This is a genomic window from Mucilaginibacter puniceus (genome assembly GCF_054783175.1).
The window spans coordinates 1,375,219-1,393,848 of the sequence record NZ_BAAGRB010000001.1 but is presented as its reverse complement, the minus strand read 5'-3'; the positions used below and the strand labels follow the sequence as shown (position 1 = coordinate 1,393,848).

Sequence of the window (18,630 nt, the reverse complement as noted above, 5' to 3'; positions counted from 1 at the left end):
TGAATAGTTTGATATCAATTATAATAACTATTCAAATTTAGAAACAACCACTCACTTAATCAACCCAATCAACCACTCACAAAACTTAATATGCTCTGGCGAAGAGAACCCTCTGGCTACTTGGCTTCCCTGTTAAAATACACTTGCCCTCTTCCTGCTTATTATTTAAAGGTATACAACGTATGGTAGCTTTGGTTTCGTCTTTTATTTGTTGCTCTGTTTCAGGTGTACCATCCCAGTGTGCCGATATAAAGCCCGGCTGCTCATCCAACATACGTTTAAATTCATCATAGCTATCCACTTCAGTAGTATTCTCTGCTCTGAAAGTTGATGCTTTTTGATAGATGTTATTTTGAATTTCTTCCAGTAATTGCTCAATATGCTCAGCCAAACCTGCCTGATTAACTGTTTCTTTGGTTTTGGTATCACGACGCGCCAACTCAACCGTTCCGTTTTGCATATCGCGGCTGCCAATAGCTACACGTAACGGCACGCCTTTCAACTCATATTCAGCAAACTTAGCTCCCGGGCGGTGAGTATCGCGCTTATCAAACTTTACTGATATATCCTTAGCTTTTAACGATTTAGTCAATTCATTTACATAAGCGATTATGTTATCCAGTTCTTCATCATGCTTATATATCGGCACAACAACAACCTGTATAGGGGCTAATTTTGGAGGTAATACCAAACCTGCATCATCAGAGTGTGCCATAATTAGTGCACCAATTAGTCGGGTTGATACACCCCACGAGGTGGCCCAAACATAATCCAGTTTATTTTCGCGATTTGTAAATTTTACATCAAATGCCTTGGCAAAATTTTGTCCTAAAAAGTGCGAGGTACCTGCTTGCAAGGCCTTGCCATCCTGCATTAAAGCTTCAATACAATAAGTATCTAAAGCGCCTGCAAAACGTTCGTTGGGTGTTTTCTTTCCCTTCACCACCGGTAGTGCCAGATAATTTTCTACAAAGTCGGCATATACCTCCAGCATTTTTTCAGTCTCTTCAATAGCTTCCTCAGCGGTAGCGTGGGCGGTGTGCCCCTCCTGCCATAAAAATTCGGTAGTACGCAAAAACAAACGGGTACGCATTTCCCAGCGTACAACATTGGCCCATTGATTAACCAGGATAGGCAGATCGCGGTAAGATTGTATCCATCCTTTATAGGTATTCCATATAATAGTTTCGGATGTTGGTCGAACAATCAGTTCCTCCTCTAATTTGGCATCCTCATCAACAATAATATTACCGTTTCCATCGTTTTTGAGGCGATAGTGTGTTACAACCGCGCACTCTTTAGCAAAGCCATCAACATGGCTGGCTTCTTTTGAGAAAAAGGATTTTGGTATAAACAAGGGAAAATAAGCATTTTGATGACCTGTTTCTTTAAACATCTTGTCTAAAATGGCCTGCATTTTTTCCCAAATGGAGTATCCATAGGGCTTAATGATCATACAACCTTTAACAGGTGAATACTCGGCCATGTCGGCTTTTATCACCAGGTCATTATACCATTGTGAATAATCTTCATCTTTACTTACAACACCTTTACTCATAAAATTGTGGAATAGAATTTGACTGTTTATTTACTTATTATTGTGGTCAAAAATATAAATTTATAAGTTATTAAACCTTACTATCTAACTATAGTCTGACATATATATGAAAAGGAACCTTATTTTAGGAATTGTTCTCATCAGCGCCGCTGTGCTGAGTTCCTGCTCCACTACAACCAAAATGGCTGGTAATGCGGCTATTGAAGATGATGTTTATTACACCACAGCAAAAGCGGGTGATAGAGTAGAATACATCAACGATCCCGAATACCTTGCGAGTCAGCAAGAGTATGATGATGATTACTATTACTATGGTGATTACGCATCACGTATAAACCGATTTAATTATTATTCGCCTTTTGGCTATTATGATATGCCTTATTATGGCTACAGCCCTTACTATGGCAGCATGTATGGATATGGTTTAGGCATGGGTATTGGTTATGGCTGGGGAGGATATGGTTATTCGCCTTATTTTGACATGGGATATGGCTACGGTGGTTTAGGATATGGTTACAACGGGATATATGGATTTGGTTTAGGATATGGTTTCGGTGGCGGATATGGCTATGGAATTGGATATGGTGGTTTAGGATATGGTGGATTTGTTGGTTATGGTGGCGGCTATAATATTAATTCTCGTAGTCGTCCTAATTATGCAAACGGCAACAATCCGGCTGTTACCCGTACTATACGTTCAAACATGCCTAACACAACCCCATCATTAAGAGGAAGCAATAGCCAGGGCCGCTCTGTTAATACTGTTAATGGTAATGGCACACAACAAAATGGCGCAAGGGCAACACGCCAGGTTCGCGAAGTTGCACCAAGGCCGCAACAGCAGCCGGTTATTCAAAGTGCGCCTCAAACACAGTCTGTAGGGGGTGGTAACTTTGGCGGCGGTGGCGGTGGCAACTCCGGTGGCGGCGGCGGCGGTGGTGGCAGACCTGCGCGCCCATAATTTTACTTTATCTATCTATAAACCTATATATGAAAATTAAATATATACTAAGCGCAATTGCTATAGTAGCAATTAGCAAAAGCAGTTTTGCACAATATGCACAGGATGCGGTACGCTTTTCAACCTTTCAAACCGGTTCGTCATCGCGTATAAAAGCATTAGGAAATGCCAACGTTGCCGTAGGTGGTGATATAACATCTGTTGGCGGTAACCCGGCAGGTTTAGGTTTTTTTACCCGTACCGAGTATAGCTTAACGCCTGAATTTAATAATTCAAAAGGCAGTTCAACCTATTTGGGGCAGTCAGGTACGGCAGCTAACAAAAACACGTTTAACTTAAATAACGCCTCGGTTGTATTTTATAACAGAATTAACTCTCCACGCGGTGTTGATAAAACAAAAGGCTGGTTAAGTGTAAACTTTGGGTTGGGCTATGCACGCACCAATAACTTTAATGAAAACATTTACTTTGCGGGCAAAAACAATAATAGTTCCATCAATGATTATTACGCAAGTTTAGCTAATAGCAACGGTGTAGTTACTGATGGTACAACTTTACCCGATTGGGCCTACAACCAAAATTTGATAGACCTTTACGGTGCTGTAAACCCAACGTATCAAAGTAATGCATACCCCGGCGTAAATCAATCTAATTCCATTTTCCGTACGGGTGGCCAATCAGAGTTCAATTTTGCTTTAGGAGCTAATTATAGCAATAAGTTATACCTGGGTTTTGGTCTGGCTTTAACCGATCTTAACTACAGTTCCGTAAATACCTTCAATGAAACCGGCACTGCATCGGTGTTAAATGGCGCTACAGCGGTTGACAGGAATTATAACTCTTCTTACATACAAGATCAATATACATCTGGCTCTGGCGTTAATGCTAAATTGGGCTTAATGTACAAATTTGTTGAAAGCGTAAGGTTTGGTGCTTTATTTACCTCACCAACTTTTTTAAGCATTAGTGATTCATATACCGAAGGCTTATCAACTACATTGACGGGTACTACAAACGGTACTGATAACCCGCAAAATTATCCTTTAAACTACACCATGCGTACACCTTTTAAGGTAGCTGGTGGTTTATCTGTGTTTTTAAAACAGTTTGGGTTTATTACGGGTGATATAGAATATGTTGACTATAGCAGCACACGCATTAATAACAATAGCGATTACTCAAACACTTTTGATAATAATATGATCAAAAGCACTTATCGCGGCGCTATAAATGCCCGTGTTGGTGCCGAGGCACGCATAACCCCATCGTTTTTATTGCGTGGTGGTTACGGTATGATGGGTAGTCCATTAAAACAAAATGGAACTTCTACCAATACCATCAGTGGTGGTTTAGGCTATCGTTTCAGCAATTTTTATGTTGATGCTACGTATACACGCGTTGATGGTAAGCAAACACTTACTCCTTACACGCTTACCGGGGTATCACCGTCAGCCAACTTAAACAGAACTGTAGATAATATATTCCTTACTGTAGGATTTAGATATTAATCCAAATATTAGATAAAAAAATGCCCCGAACAATCGGGGCATTTTTTTTATCTAATGGTATCATTAATCTTCATTAATAAATGAGCGCAGCATCCAGGTGTTTTTTTCTTTAAACTGCATAAATTTATTGATCATATCATTAGTACCGTCATCTCCGGCCTCTTCGCTAATTTCCATTATGTCCCGCTCTAATGATATTAAGGTGGCCATATCATCAATTAAGGCCTTAACCATTGCCGTATCCTTTAAACCAATAGTATTGATCTCTTTAATCTTTGATACCTTAATATAATCGGCAAAAGTACTAATTGGTGGTTTACCTAATGTAAGTACACGCTCGGCTAATTCATCAATAGTTAACACTGCATTGTTATATAATTCTTCAAACTTAATATGCAGGGTAAAAAAGTTTTGCCCTTTAACATTCCAGTGGCATCCCCTTAATTTTTGATAGTGTATGTGATAATTAGCCAGCAGATCATTTAAATGATCAACTACCGGCTTTATTTCTTTTTCGTTTAAGCTTATTTTTTTCGCATCCATAGTTGTAAGATTTTGGTTAATAACATGTCTTTACGGCTATTGTTTACTAAAGTTAAAACTGTTTTAATTTTAATAGCATATTTGCACTCTTTATGGCAGAGTTATTACCCATTATAAACGAACAGCTAAACGGAATAATCTGGCGCATAGAAATTGATGGGCTGAGCGATACCCTATTTTTAGAGATCAGAAATACGGAAAACAGGGAAGTTTCGTTCGCATCTTTTGATCTCAGAACAGGCAGTATCAATTTCAAACAACTCATCCTTACCGAAAAGTGGCTGACAGGCATTGAAGGAGCTTATGATGGTGTATTACTATTACATCACTTTCAATCGGCAACAAGCCCTGTGCATAAAGCCATTGTAGCTATTAATGGGCTTAACGCAACAACATTGTGGAGTAACTACACTTATGGGTTTGATAGTTTATCAGTTAACGGGCCAATTGCGTCTAACATACAAATTCAGCCTAAGAAGCTTTTTTTGGTAGATATAAAAAAAGGAACTACACTACGACCGTATGAACCAACATTAGATACCTTATTGCCAAACAATATTACGACGCCAGATGTATTACCTTTATCAGTATTATCCACCCTTATAACAATTGAGCCATACGGAAATAGTATACATTACCTGGAGTACAATAAATTCAGAATTGTATCTTTGCACTCCTATAAAGATGGGTTATTAAAACAGCATTTGTATGTTTTGGATGATGCAAACATCATTTATGAAGATATATTAAATGATGATATACAAAAATTGCAACCCGAGGCGTTTATAGTATATAAAAATTGTTTAATATATATTAAAAACAGGTCGCAACTGAAGGTTTTAAACTTATAGTAACCTGTATAATAAACCATTATGAAATTTAAAATTTTATTATCCGCTACATTGCTGCTAATTTCTGCCACTGTGTTTGCAGGATCATTTAGAGACTCGATAGGAATTGAAAATTTAAATGGTAAAAAATTGATCTTGCATAAATTGGATGCAAAAGATAATTACTATTCAATTGCAAGACGCTATAATGTTGCACCTAAAGCTATTATAGATTATAATAACAATGTACAATTAGTAATAGGTAATATAATTAAAGTACCTACTGAGCAATCGTTTGTTCAATCGGCCCCCAACCCTACCCAAATACAACAAAGAGCAGCTACGCAAGTGTCCGCATCTTCTACCGTAGCACAAAAACCAGCTTCAGCACCTGTAGATAATTCGGGTATTGTTACGCAGCAATATAGAGTATCGGCGGGCGAAACACTTTTTTCTATTGCCAAACGCTTTAATTCGACGGTGGAAGATATAACTACCATAAACGGGTTAACATCAACCAATCTTACTCCCGGACAAATACTAAAAGTACGCACGGGTGTGCCCGAGCCTGTTGTGGTACGCCCGGTTGCAGCACAAGATGCTACTACTGTATCACTTTCAACTGATAGTGGCATTGTTGATAAACGCTTAGGCGCTAATAAATTTGGCCTTTATGAAAAAAGCGAGAAGGGTATTGCCACCTGGATAGATGACCCCAGCCTTGATTCGGACAAAAAATTAGCTTTGCACCATACAGCACCTATAGGCACCGTTATTAAAATCACTAACCCAATGACCAATCGTACAACTTATGCAAAGGTTGTGGGCCGTATTAATGATAACGAAACAACAAAAGATGCTATAATTGTTATGACTAAAAACGTTGCTGAATCTATTGGCGCATTAGATAAACGAACACGCGTAAACATTAGCTACGGCAGCCCTAATGAATAAACCCTATATAGTTGGCATTGCCGGCGGAAGCGGATCTGGCAAAACATTTTTTTTAAAACGATTTCTTGATCACTTTACTGCCGATGAGGTTTGCCTGGTATCGCAGGATGATTATTATATACCCGTTGCCCATAACATGACGGCTGAGGAAAATAAGTTATATAATTTTGATTTGCCTCACACTATAGACCATGAACATTTTGAAAATGATATAAACTGCCTGTTAAACCAGCAAACTATCTATAAAAAAGAGTATACATTTAACAATCCCAATGCGACCCCTCAGCTACTTGAAATAAAACCCGCCCCCATATTAATTGTTGAAGGTTTATTTATACTGCATTTTAAAGGGATAGCGGATCTGCTGGATATGAAAATATTTGTTGACGCGGATGAAGATATTGCCCTGCAACGCCGCTTAAAACGCGATCTGATTGAGCGGGGTTATTCAAATGATGATGTGCTTTACAAATGGGTAAACCACGTTGTACCGGCTTATAAAGATTTTTTACTCCCCTATAAAAATGAGTGCCACCAGGTAATTTTGAATAACACCCACACTGCTGAAAATATATTAAAGGTTACTGAAGATATCTCAAAAAAACTCAGAGAAAAGGTTTTGCGGTAATTCAATCTTTTCAAACAATTACCCCCTTCCAAGCATTATAAACAGGTACTAACACATATACCTATGACGCTAAAGGAAAACAAATTTGCGAGTCATCTGGAAGATAATTCACAATCAACAGGCAGTAATAAATCTCAAACCAAACCTGTTCGCGAAGGTGAACCTATGGGCGGACAAAAATTTGGTGAAAGCGGCAATACCTATGCCGGGGATGATAAAAACAACCCGTCGCAAAATGCAGGTTATACTAATGAGTATTTCAGGCGTACGGAACCATCAGACGAAAACACCGAAGACATTAATTTTAAAGTAAAAGACCAGGAAGGGTCGCCTGATTATGATAAGGCACAAGCCCGAATGACACCGGCTGATCAGGATCAAAAAAATACTGATAATCCGATATCGCAATCAACTTTTCAAAAAGGCATTGATAACGTTGACGGCAGCGAAATAGATTATGATAATATTATATGATATAAAGCGCTCTATAGCGCCTTATTTAAAATATACATAGGTGATACCATCGCCGCCCCTGTCTGCGTGCTCGTCCTCCATGCGGTCAACCTGGTCATATTTCTTAAGGTATTGGCGTATCATTTTGCGTAATATGCCATCGCCTTTGCCATGCAATATTTTCAAATTACCAAACCCCATCATTAACGCCCGGTCAAACAAGCGTTCAATAGCGGCCAATGCATCTTCGGTACGCATACCACGCACGTCAATCTCAGGGTTAAAGGTGGACATATCGCCAACATGTCTGTTAGCGTTTCTCTTAACCTCTTTGGGTACCGAACTTTTAGAAACTTTTTGAACTCTTTTTTTCTTCGCCACCGTACGCAGGTCGCCAATAGCTATAATCACATTATCGCGGGCAATTTCCATAACCTGCCCGGTAGTGTCACTGTCTATTAGTTTTACCCAATCGCCCGGTTTTAGTTCATCATCAGCTGTAATTGGCTTACCCGGCTCGGGCTTAACTGTATTTTTTTCTAATTCGCGATTTAAATTTTCTCGCAGATTGCGGGTTACTTCTTTATCTGCGTTGTTGCTCTTAATTTCGGCTATGGTATTTTCAACCAGTTTATTGGCATTTAAGATGATGCTTTTAGCCTGGTCTTTCGCTTCGCGGATAAGCACTTTCTTATTTTCTTCCAGGTAAATTTTTAGCTTTTCATTTTCAGCTAATAAGGCATCTACTTGTTTTTGTTGTTTATCCAATTTTAGCCGGGTATCCAATATCTCTTTCTTTTCGCGCTCCAGCCCTACCAATAAAGTATCTACGTTTTTTTGCCCGGCGCTTACCTTGTTTTTGGCCAGGTTAAGCACATTTTGCGGCAAGCCTATTTTTTGAGCAATTTCAAAGGCGTATGAGCTGCCGGGCTTGCCAACCTCCAACATATAAAGCGGTTGCATCTCCACGTTATTAAACAACATGGAAGCATTTTCAATACCCTCGGTATTTCCTGCAAAAATTTTAAGGTTAGAATAGTGTGTGGTAACCATTCCTTTCACTTTTTTATGGTTCAGCGATTCTAATACAGCCTCGGCTATTGGGCCACCAAATTGCGGATCAGTACCTGTACCAAACTCATCTATCAGTATTAATGATTTGCCGTTAGCCTGCTCCACAAAAGTTTTCATTTTTGATAGGTGGGCACTGTAAGTACTCAAATCACTTTCAATGGACTGATCATCGCCAATATCGACAAAAAACTGTTTAAAAACCCCCACTACGCTTGCATCGGCTACAGGGATCAACAACCCGGCCTGCACCATCATTTGCAACAGGCCCACCGTTTTCATGCAGACAGATTTACCACCGGCATTAGGGCCCGATACTACGATAATGCGTGTACCTTCATCAACCTGCACATTTAGCGGCACAACCGTTTTTTGTTCCTTTTTAAAATTTAAAAACAACAAGGGATGGCGGGCATTTATCAATTTGAATCGGGCTTCATTTACCACCTCGGGCATTTGAGCCTCAATATCAATAGCAAACAGTGCTTTAGCCCGCACAAAATCCAGTTTGGTTAACAGACTATGGTATGATAGTAATAAAGGCACATAGGGCCTTAATTCGTCTGTTAACTGGGTTAGTATCTTAACAATCTCCCTTCGGCGTTCAAATTCAAGATCACGAATAGTATTGTTTAAAGTAAACACCTCCTCGGGCTCCATATAAACCGTTTGGCCCGATGCCGATTCATCATGTATAAAACCTTTTAATTTCCGTTTATTTTCGGCTAACAAAGGTATGCACAAGCGTCCATCGCGTACGGTTAATGACCCGTCTGCAGTCCACCCGCTTGATGAAGCATTTTTAAATATTTGATCTATTTTTTTTCGTGCTTCCTGCTCTGCTTTGGCAATGCCCGATGTAATATCAGCCAGCTCGCGCGAGGCATTAGGTTTTATCTTCCCTTTAGCATCTATTACTTGTTCAATTTTACGGATGATAGCTTTCTCAATCGGCAAATGCTCAAACAAGGCTTCCAGGTTAGGGTATTGCCCCTCGCGTTCATTAAAATAACCAATAACCGCAAATACAGTAGATAAAGATGCCTGTACCTGGTAAAATTCCTCTTCGCTTAAAAAAGCACCTTCAACACGCGCTTTATTAGCTAACGATTTAATATCAAAAAAATGATGGATGGGCAGGGCGGCATCATTCTCCAAAATATTTTTAAACTCATTGGCCTGGCTCAAAAATTTATGTATCTGGCCATAATCGCTCATTACCTGTATCTTGTCAACCATTTGCTGACCCATCTCGCTAAGGCAATGTGCTTTTATTAATTCCTTAACCTCGGTAAATCCTAATTTGTCAATACTATTTTTTGGGTACAACATTTCGTCCGGGCCTGGTTGGAATTTTTTTAATTCTATTTAATGAATCAATTTTATTTAGTGAATCATTTTTAGCTTGAAGTATTTGCGTAACTTCTGCATACATTTCTTCTAACTGCTTGGTATGCAAACTGTAATATTCCAGGCTTTTTTTAAACTGTAGTGAATCGGTATGGTGTTGCTTAAATACATTATCATACCGTTTTATTCCATACTTATATAAGCTATCCGGTTCCTGAAAATCAATATACTGAATGCTGCCATCAACTAAATGCACATCAACCATAAGGTTGGTCATTTCGTCCGGTTCAATAATACCATCAGGCACATTACTGCCCATACAGGCACCTAAAAAAAGTAAAGCCAAAAAAAACAAGATATTATGTTTGCGCATTCTGTAATTTAGCAGATTAATTCGCAAAATTACGCATAAATGAGCATTGCAAATAATATAACATCCTTAAAAAAAGAAACCGACCCGATTAACGTTACTTTGATAGCCGTATCAAAAACTAAAACCGCCGAAGATATACAGCAAGCCTATGATGCCGGCCAGCGTCTTTTTGGTGAAAACACCGTGCAGGAACTGGTTGACAAACAGGAACATTTACCCAAAGACATTCAATGGCACCTGATTGGCCACCTGCAAAGTAATAAGGTTAAATATATTGCGCCTTTCATTAGCCTGATACAATCTGTTGATAGTCTGAAATTATTGCAGGAAATAAACAAACAGGCCGAAAAAAATAACCGCGTTATTGATTGCCTGTTACAAATTTATATTGCTGATGAGGATACTAAATTTGGCTTGGGTTTTGACGAAGCGATAGAGTTGCTGCGGTCTGAGGAATACACGGCTTTAAAAAACATCCGCATTTGTGGTTTAATGGGTATTGCTACCAATACTGATAACGAAAAGCAGATAAAGGAGGAATACTACGAATTGAAAATGTTTTTTGATGGTATTAAGGCTAGTTTTTTCCGCAAGGAGCCATCATTTAGTATTTTATCGATGGGCATGTCCGGAGACTATAAGCTGGCCATTGAGCAAGGAAGCAATATGGTACGTGTAGGCAGTACCATATTTGGCGGCAGGGTTATAAAACATTGGAAGAATAACTAATTTTTTGATTTCGGATGTCGGATTTTCAATTTGGAATTTGCATCCCCCACCAATGAACCAATAAACTAATGATTAATTTAAGAGTAGCTACCAAACAAGATTGCCCACGCCTTTTAGAATTGGTTAATGAATTAGCCCTGTTTGAACGTGCGCCCGGAGAGGTTACAGTTACGCTGCAAGAATTTGAGGATGCAGGATTTGGTGCTAAACCCGTTTGGAAGGCTTTTGTAGCTGAAGTGGATGGTATAATAGTTGCAATGGCATTATACTATGTGCGGTATTCTACCTGGAAAGGGTGCCGTTTGTTTTTGGAGGATTTGATAGTTACCGAAGAATATCGCGGGCAGGGAATTGGTAAATCACTTTTTGACCGCATAATTGTTGAAGCAAAAGAGCAAGGTTTCAGCGGCATGGTTTGGCAGGTATTGGATTGGAACGAACCGGCATTGAACTTTTACAAAAAATATGAAGCCGGTATTGAACCAGGGTGGCTGAATGCCTCACTTTCAAAAGAACAATTATCAAAATATTAACTCATGAGAATTGTATATATTTTAGTGCTTTTTGCCTTAGCCGGATTGACATCCTGCCATTTTGAAACGCAGGAAAAACAGCAACCTGATATTGAAAAAGATACCTTAAGCTACACTTATCAAATCATAAAACTACGTGCAGATGATTGTGGCGACAAACCCGATAGCAGCTGCACCGTAGTAAATATTAAATATCCCCTGTTTACCGATCAGGAAGCTTTAAATGATACCGTAACGAAGAAATTAACCGGGTTATTCGGCTTTTTTCAGGATAGTGTAAGTTTGAAAGATATGGGCGAGCATTTTTTAACAACCTATTACAACTTTAAACATAGAAATAAAAGGTCCGGGATATTATTTACCTTAAACAGTAGCGCCCAGGTATTGAGGCAGGATGCAAACCTAACAACTATAGAAACCAATAGCTATACATTTCAGGGTGGCGCGCATGGCGGCAGTTATACTTTTTTTATTAACTGGGATACTAAAACTAATAAAAACCTAACATTAGATGATATTTTGCTTGATGGTTATAAAACAAAACTAAGCCGGGTTGCCGATACGCTATTCCGGCAGCAGGAAAAACTAACTGATACCTCGTCATTAGCCAGGGATTACTTTTTTAAAGACGATAAGTTTGCACTAAACCGTAATTTTTTAATAACACCGTTGGGGCTACGGTTTGTGTACAATATTTACGAGATAAAACCGTACGCGGCAGGTCGTACCGATCTGCTTATTCCCTACGATAAAATTAGATCCCTGTTAAAACCTAATACGGTTATAACCCAATATATCAAATAATGCTTGTTTTTAAATTCGGAGGTGCATCAGTAAAGGATGCGGAAGGTATTGTCAATTTGGCAAGAGTGGTTAAATTACATTCGGACAAACAGTTGCTTATAGTAGTATCCGCTATGGGTAAAACTACCAACGCGCTCGAAAAACTGGCCCGTGCCTATGCCGACCAAACTGATGAAGTGCACGAATTATATGAGGACGTTAAACAATACCATTTCGGCATCATTAACGAGTTGTTTGAACCATCGCATCCGGTGCATGATGAAGTTGCCAATACGTTTGTAGAGATAGACTGGATGTTAGAAGATGACCCGCAGGATGAGTTTGATTTTATATATGACCAACTGGTTTCTGTTGGCGAACTGGTATCAACACGTATAGTTGCCGCTTATTTAGGCAAAGAAGGATTAAAGGCCAAATGGGTGGATGTGCGCGGCTATATCCATACCGATAATACTTACCGCGAAGGCGTTGTACAATGGGATAAGACCACCGAAAGTATTCAGCAAGGAATCCCCCCTCTTTTACAAAACAATATGGTGGTAACACAGGGTTTTTTGGGCGGAACATCGGAGAACTTTACCACTACTTTGGGGCGCGAAGGATCAGATTATACGGCGTCCATTTTCGCGGCTTGCTTGGGTGCCGAATCAGTTACGATATGGAAGGATGTACCCGGAGTTTTAAATGCCGATCCCAAACATTTTACGGATACAGTAAAGTTTGAAGAACTGACTTATACCGAAGCCATTGAAATGACTTATTATGGCGCTACGGTCATCCATCCAAAAACCATTAAACCGCTACAAAACAGCCATATACCGTTACTGGTTAAACCATTTAATGACCCGCAAGCACCTGGAACAATTATTAAAGAAAATGCCGATACTGCCTTTATAAAACCCATTATTATTGTAAAACAAAACCAGGTATTGCTGTCGCTATCTGCTAAAGATTATTCTTTTATATCAGAAAATCACCTAAGCGATATTTTTAGCCGGTTCGCTAATAATCATATCAAGATCAATGTAATGCAAACATCAGCACTAAGTTTTTCTGTTTGCTTTGATATGGATGAGCAGCGGTTTGAGAAACTATTACAGGACCTGGCAGATTACAATACCAAGTATAATACAGGCATCACATTAATAACTACCCGCCACTATAAAGAAGATACGCTGAAAGAATTAACGCTGAATAAAACAGTGCTTTTGGAACAGTTGAGCAGGAATACAGCGCAGTTTGTGGTGAAATAGCTATTAAAATTGTCATTTCGAAACGTAGTGAGAGATCCATGCACGTTTTAGGATGCTTGTGTATAGATCTCTCCCGTTGGTCGAGATGACAATTGGTAAATGATATTACATCCCCTCCCGCAACGTTCTATACGGCGTTTCGGGTGCTTCGCTGCTGTACATGGTAAGGACGCTATCCTTTAGCGTCATGTAATCGCCCTGCTGGGTAACTATCATTTTATCAATACCATTATGATTAATAACTTTTGGTACAACAGGTGATACTACTGTACCCGCAGTATCCAATTCTAATACATATCGCTGGTTATCTTTATCGCTGTAAATAAGGGTTACCGTCAATAAATTATCGTCAATAAAACGGCCCAATAAGGTTTTATCCTTCATTTCTGGCAATTCAATAGCCAACAGTTTTTGGGCTTTATCTGGCGCAATACCTACAAATTCAAAGCTTAAAAGGTTGTTGCTGTTATCTCTGATCGTATCTGCATCGGTATATTTTGCCGCCGGGCGGTAATGCGTACTTGCATAAACACTTACACCGCCCAGGTTATCATAGTTATATCCTGGTAGTATATAATCTAACCGCAAGTTATCATACTGCGAGCTATCGCTTTTTATTTTAGCAGCTATATCCAGCAATTGTTGTTTATCTAAACGATTTTGAACAGAAACATCCATCCAGGTTAAGCCATCCTTGGTTTCGACTTTTATAATTTTATACGGAGCAGTGGGTTTATTGCTATTACAGGCGGCAAGCGCTACTAATAGTATAAGAGCTATTTTTTTCATTTTTACTTCCAATCAGCATCAATAACGCGCAAATATGGCAATAAAATATAAACGCCCTGCTATTTACAGGGCGTTTTAAAAACATTTAGCTTTGTTTCTTTTGGGGAAGATGTACGCTTTTGCTGCTTGACGTTTGGTCTGATCGTTGTCCACCCGCATTGCTTATACCCCTTTGTTTTTGCTTTTCATTTTGGTTTTTAAATGCACGGTCTGATATGGTATCGCCTTGCATTTTGTTGTTGTTTCTAAAATCCTCTGCTTTCATGGTCTGGTAATTAAGTTTATAATACAGACGTTTCTCGCCCTACCCCTATAACTGCAATAACCATACCGTAACACATTAAATTCCCTATTACAAAATATAAAGGTAATTTTGCCTTCTTAATAAAAAAAGGGTTACAAATGGGTTTTGATAAATTAAAGTTAAATAAGCAGTTGGTGCGGTCGGCAAACGAAGCAGGTTATGCCCAACCCAAAGAGATACAATTAAAAACCCTTACCCGTATAATTGGTGGCCAGGATTTGATTGCCATTGGCCCCGAAGGCTGCGGTAAAACCACAACCTATGTTTTAGCCACACTAAACCGCTTTAATTACGCCCCCGATGGTGTACCCAAGGTACTCATATTAGTACCTGATAAAGAGCAGGTGCTTGCGGTGATAGCGCAGTTTGAGTTGTTGAACAAAAATAAGTCCATAAGCATAGTTGGCCTTTATGTTACCCCGGGCACAGAGGCACAAATGGATGCCCTGGCTGATGGTGCCGACATTGTGGTAGCTACTGCCGACAGGGCGCGCTCCATATACCTCAAATTGGGGCTTAACCTTAATAAAATGGAGTTGCTTATTGTGGATGATGCCGATCAGCAAATAAAAAAAGGGCTACAATTACCTATAGCCGAACTGGCCAACAGTATTGTTAAATGCCAGCACCTGGTATTTAGCGACGTATGGCACAGCCGTATTGAAAAGATGATAGACCCTTTCATGAAACTGCCTGCCATGATTGAGGTGGATGAATTGGAAGAAACGCCGGTTGTTACCCATCCGCAGGTATTATACCATGTACCCAATTTTGGCACTAAACTGAACCTGCTTAACCTGTTTTTGCAGGATGAAGAGTTGTTTACCCAAACCGCCGTAATTGTAAACTCGAGCAGTACAGCCGAAAAGGTGTATAAAAACATGCCCCGCAGTTTGCAACAGGTAACCGCTTACTTAAGCGATGTTACTGTTGAGGACTTTAAAAATGATACTGCTAAACGCGCGTTGATTATCATTAATGAAAATAACGACGAGGCCAATTTAAGCGGCATACCGTTTATTATACATTTTGATTTGCCTGCCGAAAAGGAAACGTTTATTGAGCGTATTACTAACCATAATCCGCAAAGCGATGAAGAAACCCTGGCTTTAACTTTTGCTACCGACCTGGAACTAAGCACCATTAAAAAAATTGAGCAAGCCATCGGTAACAAAATACCTACTGCTGATTTACCCGAAGGTTTAATAATTGCTAAAGATGCGGCTGTAAAAAAGGAAAAGGCTAAAGCTAAAGCTGATACTGAACCTGCTCCTACGGGTGGGGCAGCCTTCCATGAAAAGAAAGCTTCCAACGCCAAAACCTATAATTTTAGCTCAAGCAAAAAAGCTAAGATGAATAAAAAGAAAAATCATTAAATAAGAAAAGGCATCCTGTTAGATGCCTTTTCCTTATTTATACCACCTTATCAGCCAACTTTTTAAGGGTTTTCTTTGAAATTCCCAACTTCTTGCTTACCGCGTTCGCGGCCATTTTTTTTCCCTTTTCTTTCAGCGTTTTCTTAAATTTTCCGCGCTGACTGGCACCGCTATCAGTTAAATATAAGTAAGCTACCGCACCAAGTGCTACGCCTCCCAGTAATACAGCGGCTATCGCGCCCCTGTTATCTTCTTTTGCAAATGGATTTTTCATATTAATATAACTCGTTAAAATCCATATTGTTTACAATTTATCTAATCTGAAGTATCCTAAATGAATTTCATCTTCGGGCAGATTGGCCGCAGGGGCTAATTGTAAATGGTATTTCTCCTTATGTTCGGGTATCAGTATATCGCTAATTTGATAGATATCATCTACATCAATGCCGTATTTATCGTCAATATGTGAGTTAGCGCTTTTCATCCCGGCAATGGTGTTGGTTTTAAAAAACACGGTCCGTTTTGCTTCCTGTATAGCCAGGGCCCTATCGGTTTGCACAGTTAATACGGTATAATGCTGCTCTTCCAGTTTACCTGCCTGGTAACCGCCTAAATTAATAAAGAACAGCTTCTCTGCAGTGTCTGTAAAACCATCTGCCTTTAAAACAACTTTTACGCTGTAACCTTCAACGGTATTTACTTCGCGCCAACCGTCAATATGCAGGTTACCTGATGTGCCGCGCCAAAAGGTTTTCATGTGCGGTACTAAGTCTTTTAAGTTAGTGCCAATGGCAAAAAAATAATCGTGTTGCTCTACGTGTCGGCCCGGTGCACGCGAACCAAGCAATATCATGTATAATTTCAGTTCGTCTGTCATTGCAATAACTGTTTAACAATAATACCCGAAGCTTCCTCGCAAAAATCCAGCCCCGAATAATCGGGATTATAGCCACCAATATAAGGCACAGCCATCATATATATGCGCTCGTTTAAGGCATTATACGCGTCCATTACCTGGAAATGGTCGTTTATTTTAATGCCGGATACTCTTAAGTAAAAACCATCCTGTTCTTTTACCACAGGCCGGCCTTCATTTAAAGCTTTTTTTCCTTCTTCTACCGATTTAAATTTAATTCGCGCGGGGCTAACAGTCCTGTTCTCCAACAAACTCTTAAATGGAATATCCTCGTAATTTAAATGCGGCTGACCCACACAATCTACATAGGTGTTATAGTAAACGGCCTGTTCTTCGCCTTGATCATCGGTATAATGATAGGTGGCACCACCTTCGGGCATTGCTTCTACCCGGCTATCTTCACCTACTGGCACTAGTTCCAATACACCCGCCTGGTGCAGGGCCATCATTTCTTCGCTTGAACTTTGCGGTATATAGGCGATGACAATAGAGATAATGGGCATTAACACTTTTTGCAACCGTTGCATATCCTCGGCAGATAAATACTTGGCCGGGTAGTTCAGCGCGAAGCTTAACACGCCCAACATTTCCTTCCAGTAAACAGATTCGCGGCGTTTAATAGACTTTTCCGCTTCAGTATATTCGGCGGCTAATAGCTGAAATGGATCAAGCTCCTCACGTATTTCTATTACCTCGGCTACAAACCCTTCCAGGTTAAGGTCTTTTATGCGCTCATAAAACTCCGGGTTCTTTTCGCGGATGGGGTCCTTAAAATCTTTTTGAAAAATATAATCTAACGACAGGAAACCACCATTTGCCTTGATATGCGCAGCGATCTCATCTTTGGTGAGTAAGTTATCATTCTGCAAATGCGAGTCCTCTAAATGGAACCTTACGGCCGGCAGCATGCCATTGCGGGTATGCATCACCATTTTAAAGTTGGGGCTATGGTCGGCTAATTGATAAAACAGCTTACCGTTCTTGTCCTTATCAAAAGTGCCGTTATGCCGCGATAGCGTGCGTATGGCATCAACTGCTGTTAATGACGAGCCTTTTAGAGCCACCGCATGATTTAATTGTAAAGCCAGCTTTTGCGGCGGGTACGGTGAATCAAAATAGTTAGGAACTTTACCCTCATACCTATGCGGCCAGTTATGCCCGGTGCAAATAATTACGTGGTCAAATTCAAATTTGTCCTGATTATCCACTTCTGCCAAAACCACCTCATCTTCGGGTTGGTCAATCACATCGGTAACCTGCGTATTATAGCGCACTTCAAAATCAATATGATTTTCTTTGGCCTGCTTTTGCAGCAAACCAAACTGCGCGGTTAAATACTGCCCAAACAATAATCGGGGCAATACTTTATACTCATTAAACCTTTTAGGGTCGATGTGGAATTTATCCAGCGTATCTTTTGATACCGTTTGTATCCAGTCGGCAAGTGTAGTGACTAACAAGGGTATCTCATTACTGGATACGTTGGTAATATGCTCGTCGTTGGCTCCCTCGGCGCTGTACGGCATGCCCTCGCCCAGGCGTTTTTTACGCTCAAATATGGTAATGCTGATGTCGGTATTTTTACTTTCAACCAGTCGTTTAAACAGGAACAGGGCACTTGGGCCGCCGCCCAAAATGGCAATACGTTTTTTGTCTTTCAAATTAATCAGTTAAAGATGTTAGTCTTCAACAATAGT

General features: G+C 39.8%; 20 protein-coding genes. 11 read left to right on the top strand and 9 right to left on the bottom strand.

The window, feature by feature from the left end:
- Positions 1–85 precede the first annotated feature (85 nt).
- Positions 86–1,558 carry a proline--tRNA ligase gene (proS, locus tag ACYVJ6_RS06700; protein ID WP_460693256.1) on the bottom strand — a complete coding sequence of 491 codons (1,473 nt, stop codon included), beginning with the start codon at positions 1,556–1,558 and terminating at the stop codon, positions 86–88.
- 106 nt (positions 1,559–1,664) lie between these two features.
- Here proS and ACYVJ6_RS06695 point away from each other — a divergent pair, with 106 nt between their 5' ends.
- Positions 1,665–2,519, top strand: coding sequence for a hypothetical protein (locus tag ACYVJ6_RS06695; protein ID WP_460693255.1), 855 nt, complete (start codon positions 1,665–1,667; stop codon positions 2,517–2,519).
- Between the two features lie 29 nt (positions 2,520–2,548).
- Entirely contained in the window at positions 2,549–4,027 is a 1,479-nt protein-coding gene (locus ACYVJ6_RS06690) for an OmpP1/FadL family transporter (protein WP_460693254.1), read from the top strand.
- A gap of 63 nt (positions 4,028–4,090) precedes the next feature.
- Here the strand turns inward: ACYVJ6_RS06690 and ACYVJ6_RS06685 are convergent, their stop codons facing one another.
- Positions 4,091–4,570, bottom strand: a complete 480-nt coding sequence (locus tag ACYVJ6_RS06685; protein WP_460693253.1) for a Dps family protein — start codon at positions 4,568–4,570, stop codon at positions 4,091–4,093.
- Between the two features lie 92 nt (positions 4,571–4,662).
- Here ACYVJ6_RS06685 and ACYVJ6_RS06680 point away from each other — a divergent pair, with 92 nt between their 5' ends.
- The 4 genes from ACYVJ6_RS06680 (at position 4,663) to ACYVJ6_RS06665 (ending at position 7,456) form a co-directional block, all read left to right on the top strand.
- Complete coding sequence (locus ACYVJ6_RS06680) at positions 4,663–5,421, top strand: DUF4905 domain-containing protein (RefSeq protein ID WP_460693252.1); 759 nt, start codon at positions 4,663–4,665, stop codon at positions 5,419–5,421.
- A 21-nt stretch (positions 5,422–5,442) separates the two neighbouring features.
- A complete protein-coding gene (locus ACYVJ6_RS06675) occupies positions 5,443–6,354 on the top strand; it encodes a septal ring lytic transglycosylase RlpA family protein (RefSeq protein ID WP_460693251.1) in 912 nt (303 codons plus the stop codon).
- A complete protein-coding gene (locus tag ACYVJ6_RS06670; protein WP_460693250.1) occupies positions 6,347–6,982 on the top strand; it encodes a uridine kinase family protein in 636 nt (211 codons plus the stop codon). The genes ACYVJ6_RS06675 and ACYVJ6_RS06670 overlap by 8 nt, the downstream gene beginning before the upstream one ends.
- Positions 6,983–7,045: 63 nt before the next feature.
- A complete protein-coding gene (locus tag ACYVJ6_RS06665; RefSeq protein ID WP_460693249.1) occupies positions 7,046–7,456 on the top strand; it encodes a hypothetical protein in 411 nt (136 codons plus the stop codon).
- A gap of 21 nt (positions 7,457–7,477) precedes the next feature.
- Here the strand turns inward: ACYVJ6_RS06665 and ACYVJ6_RS06660 are convergent, their stop codons facing one another.
- Positions 7,478–9,838, bottom strand: coding sequence for an endonuclease MutS2 (locus ACYVJ6_RS06660; RefSeq protein WP_460693248.1), 2,361 nt, complete (start codon positions 9,836–9,838; stop codon positions 7,478–7,480).
- Positions 9,819–10,229 (bottom strand): DUF4296 domain-containing protein, encoded by a 411-nt coding sequence (locus ACYVJ6_RS06655; RefSeq protein WP_460693247.1) that lies wholly within the window; start codon positions 10,227–10,229, stop codon positions 9,819–9,821. Before ACYVJ6_RS06655 ends, ACYVJ6_RS06660 begins: the two co-directional genes overlap by 20 nt.
- Positions 10,230–10,268: 39 nt before the next feature.
- On the opposite strand from ACYVJ6_RS06655, the gene ACYVJ6_RS06650 reads away from it, so the two are divergent.
- From ACYVJ6_RS06650 to ACYVJ6_RS06635, 4 genes are all read left to right on the top strand, one after another.
- Positions 10,269–10,958, top strand: a complete 690-nt coding sequence (locus tag ACYVJ6_RS06650; protein ID WP_460693246.1) for a YggS family pyridoxal phosphate-dependent enzyme — start codon at positions 10,269–10,271, stop codon at positions 10,956–10,958.
- A gap of 68 nt (positions 10,959–11,026) precedes the next feature.
- The gene (locus tag ACYVJ6_RS06645) at positions 11,027–11,491 is read left to right on the top strand and encodes a GNAT family N-acetyltransferase (protein WP_460693245.1); all 465 of its coding nucleotides are present in this window, start codon (positions 11,027–11,029) and stop codon (positions 11,489–11,491) included.
- 3 nt (positions 11,492–11,494) lie between these two features.
- Positions 11,495–12,295: a DUF3298 and DUF4163 domain-containing protein gene (locus tag ACYVJ6_RS06640; protein WP_460693244.1), complete on the top strand. Its 801-nt coding sequence runs from the start codon at positions 11,495–11,497 to the stop codon at positions 12,293–12,295.
- Entirely contained in the window at positions 12,295–13,548 is a 1,254-nt protein-coding gene (locus ACYVJ6_RS06635) for an aspartate kinase (protein WP_460693243.1), read from the top strand. The genes ACYVJ6_RS06640 and ACYVJ6_RS06635 overlap by 1 nt, the downstream gene beginning before the upstream one ends.
- 105 nt (positions 13,549–13,653) lie before the next feature.
- Here ACYVJ6_RS06635 and ACYVJ6_RS06630 read toward each other — a convergent pair whose 3' ends face one another.
- Together ACYVJ6_RS06630 and ACYVJ6_RS06625 are read right to left on the bottom strand one after the other, a co-directional pair.
- Positions 13,654–14,337 carry a hypothetical protein gene (locus ACYVJ6_RS06630; protein ID WP_460693242.1) on the bottom strand — a complete coding sequence of 228 codons (684 nt, stop codon included), beginning with the start codon at positions 14,335–14,337 and terminating at the stop codon, positions 13,654–13,656.
- Positions 14,338–14,422: 85 nt separating this feature from the next.
- Positions 14,423–14,602, bottom strand: a complete 180-nt coding sequence (locus ACYVJ6_RS06625) for a hypothetical protein (RefSeq protein ID WP_460693241.1) — start codon at positions 14,600–14,602, stop codon at positions 14,423–14,425.
- A gap of 137 nt (positions 14,603–14,739) precedes the next feature.
- Between ACYVJ6_RS06625 and ACYVJ6_RS06620 the strand changes: the two genes are divergently transcribed.
- Positions 14,740–16,017, top strand: coding sequence for a DEAD/DEAH box helicase (locus ACYVJ6_RS06620; protein WP_460693240.1), 1,278 nt, complete (start codon positions 14,740–14,742; stop codon positions 16,015–16,017).
- Positions 16,018–16,054: 37 nt separating this feature from the next.
- On the opposite strand, the gene ACYVJ6_RS06615 is transcribed toward ACYVJ6_RS06620, so the two are convergent.
- Genes ACYVJ6_RS06615 through ACYVJ6_RS06605 form a run of 3 tightly spaced genes read right to left on the bottom strand, consistent with a single transcriptional unit; the run spans position 16,055 to position 18,594 of the window.
- The gene (locus ACYVJ6_RS06615) at positions 16,055–16,291 is read right to left on the bottom strand and encodes a hypothetical protein (protein ID WP_460693239.1); all 237 of its coding nucleotides are present in this window, start codon (positions 16,289–16,291) and stop codon (positions 16,055–16,057) included.
- A gap of 30 nt (positions 16,292–16,321) precedes the next feature.
- A complete protein-coding gene (locus ACYVJ6_RS06610) occupies positions 16,322–16,894 on the bottom strand; it encodes a DUF1543 domain-containing protein (RefSeq protein ID WP_460693238.1) in 573 nt (190 codons plus the stop codon).
- Positions 16,891–18,594: an FAD/NAD(P)-binding protein gene (locus tag ACYVJ6_RS06605; RefSeq protein ID WP_460693237.1), complete on the bottom strand. Its 1,704-nt coding sequence runs from the start codon at positions 18,592–18,594 to the stop codon at positions 16,891–16,893. The genes ACYVJ6_RS06610 and ACYVJ6_RS06605 overlap by 4 nt, the downstream gene beginning before the upstream one ends.
- Positions 18,595–18,630: the final 36 nt, after the last annotated feature.

Bases quoted from the DNA above. Each gene is read 5' to 3' on its own strand.
- proS (WP_460693256.1), bottom strand. From the start codon at position 1,558: ATGAGTAAAGGTGTTGTAAGTAAAGATGAAGATTATTCACAATGGTAT.
- ACYVJ6_RS06695 (WP_460693255.1), top strand. From the start codon at position 1,665: ATGAAAAGGAACCTTATTTTAGGAATTGTTCTCATCAGCGCCGCTGTG.
- ACYVJ6_RS06690 (WP_460693254.1), top strand. From the start codon at position 2,549: ATGAAAATTAAATATATACTAAGCGCAATTGCTATAGTAGCAATTAGC.
- ACYVJ6_RS06685 (WP_460693253.1), bottom strand. From the start codon at position 4,570: ATGGATGCGAAAAAAATAAGCTTAAACGAAAAAGAAATAAAGCCGGTA.
- ACYVJ6_RS06680 (WP_460693252.1), top strand. From the start codon at position 4,663: ATGGCAGAGTTATTACCCATTATAAACGAACAGCTAAACGGAATAATC.
- ACYVJ6_RS06675 (WP_460693251.1), top strand. From the start codon at position 5,443: ATGAAATTTAAAATTTTATTATCCGCTACATTGCTGCTAATTTCTGCC.
- ACYVJ6_RS06670 (WP_460693250.1), top strand. From the start codon at position 6,347: ATGAATAAACCCTATATAGTTGGCATTGCCGGCGGAAGCGGATCTGGC.
- ACYVJ6_RS06665 (WP_460693249.1), top strand. From the start codon at position 7,046: ATGACGCTAAAGGAAAACAAATTTGCGAGTCATCTGGAAGATAATTCA.
- ACYVJ6_RS06660 (WP_460693248.1), bottom strand. From the start codon at position 9,838: ATGTTGTACCCAAAAAATAGTATTGACAAATTAGGATTTACCGAGGTT.
- ACYVJ6_RS06655 (WP_460693247.1), bottom strand. From the start codon at position 10,229: ATGCGCAAACATAATATCTTGTTTTTTTTGGCTTTACTTTTTTTAGGT.
- ACYVJ6_RS06650 (WP_460693246.1), top strand. From the start codon at position 10,269: ATGAGCATTGCAAATAATATAACATCCTTAAAAAAAGAAACCGACCCG.
- ACYVJ6_RS06645 (WP_460693245.1), top strand. From the start codon at position 11,027: ATGATTAATTTAAGAGTAGCTACCAAACAAGATTGCCCACGCCTTTTA.
- ACYVJ6_RS06640 (WP_460693244.1), top strand. From the start codon at position 11,495: ATGAGAATTGTATATATTTTAGTGCTTTTTGCCTTAGCCGGATTGACA.
- ACYVJ6_RS06635 (WP_460693243.1), top strand. From the start codon at position 12,295: ATGCTTGTTTTTAAATTCGGAGGTGCATCAGTAAAGGATGCGGAAGGT.
- ACYVJ6_RS06630 (WP_460693242.1), bottom strand. From the start codon at position 14,337: ATGAAAAAAATAGCTCTTATACTATTAGTAGCGCTTGCCGCCTGTAAT.
- ACYVJ6_RS06625 (WP_460693241.1), bottom strand. From the start codon at position 14,602: ATGAAAGCAGAGGATTTTAGAAACAACAACAAAATGCAAGGCGATACC.
- ACYVJ6_RS06620 (WP_460693240.1), top strand. From the start codon at position 14,740: ATGGGTTTTGATAAATTAAAGTTAAATAAGCAGTTGGTGCGGTCGGCA.
- ACYVJ6_RS06615 (WP_460693239.1), bottom strand. From the start codon at position 16,291: ATGAAAAATCCATTTGCAAAAGAAGATAACAGGGGCGCGATAGCCGCT.
- ACYVJ6_RS06610 (WP_460693238.1), bottom strand. From the start codon at position 16,894: ATGACAGACGAACTGAAATTATACATGATATTGCTTGGTTCGCGTGCA.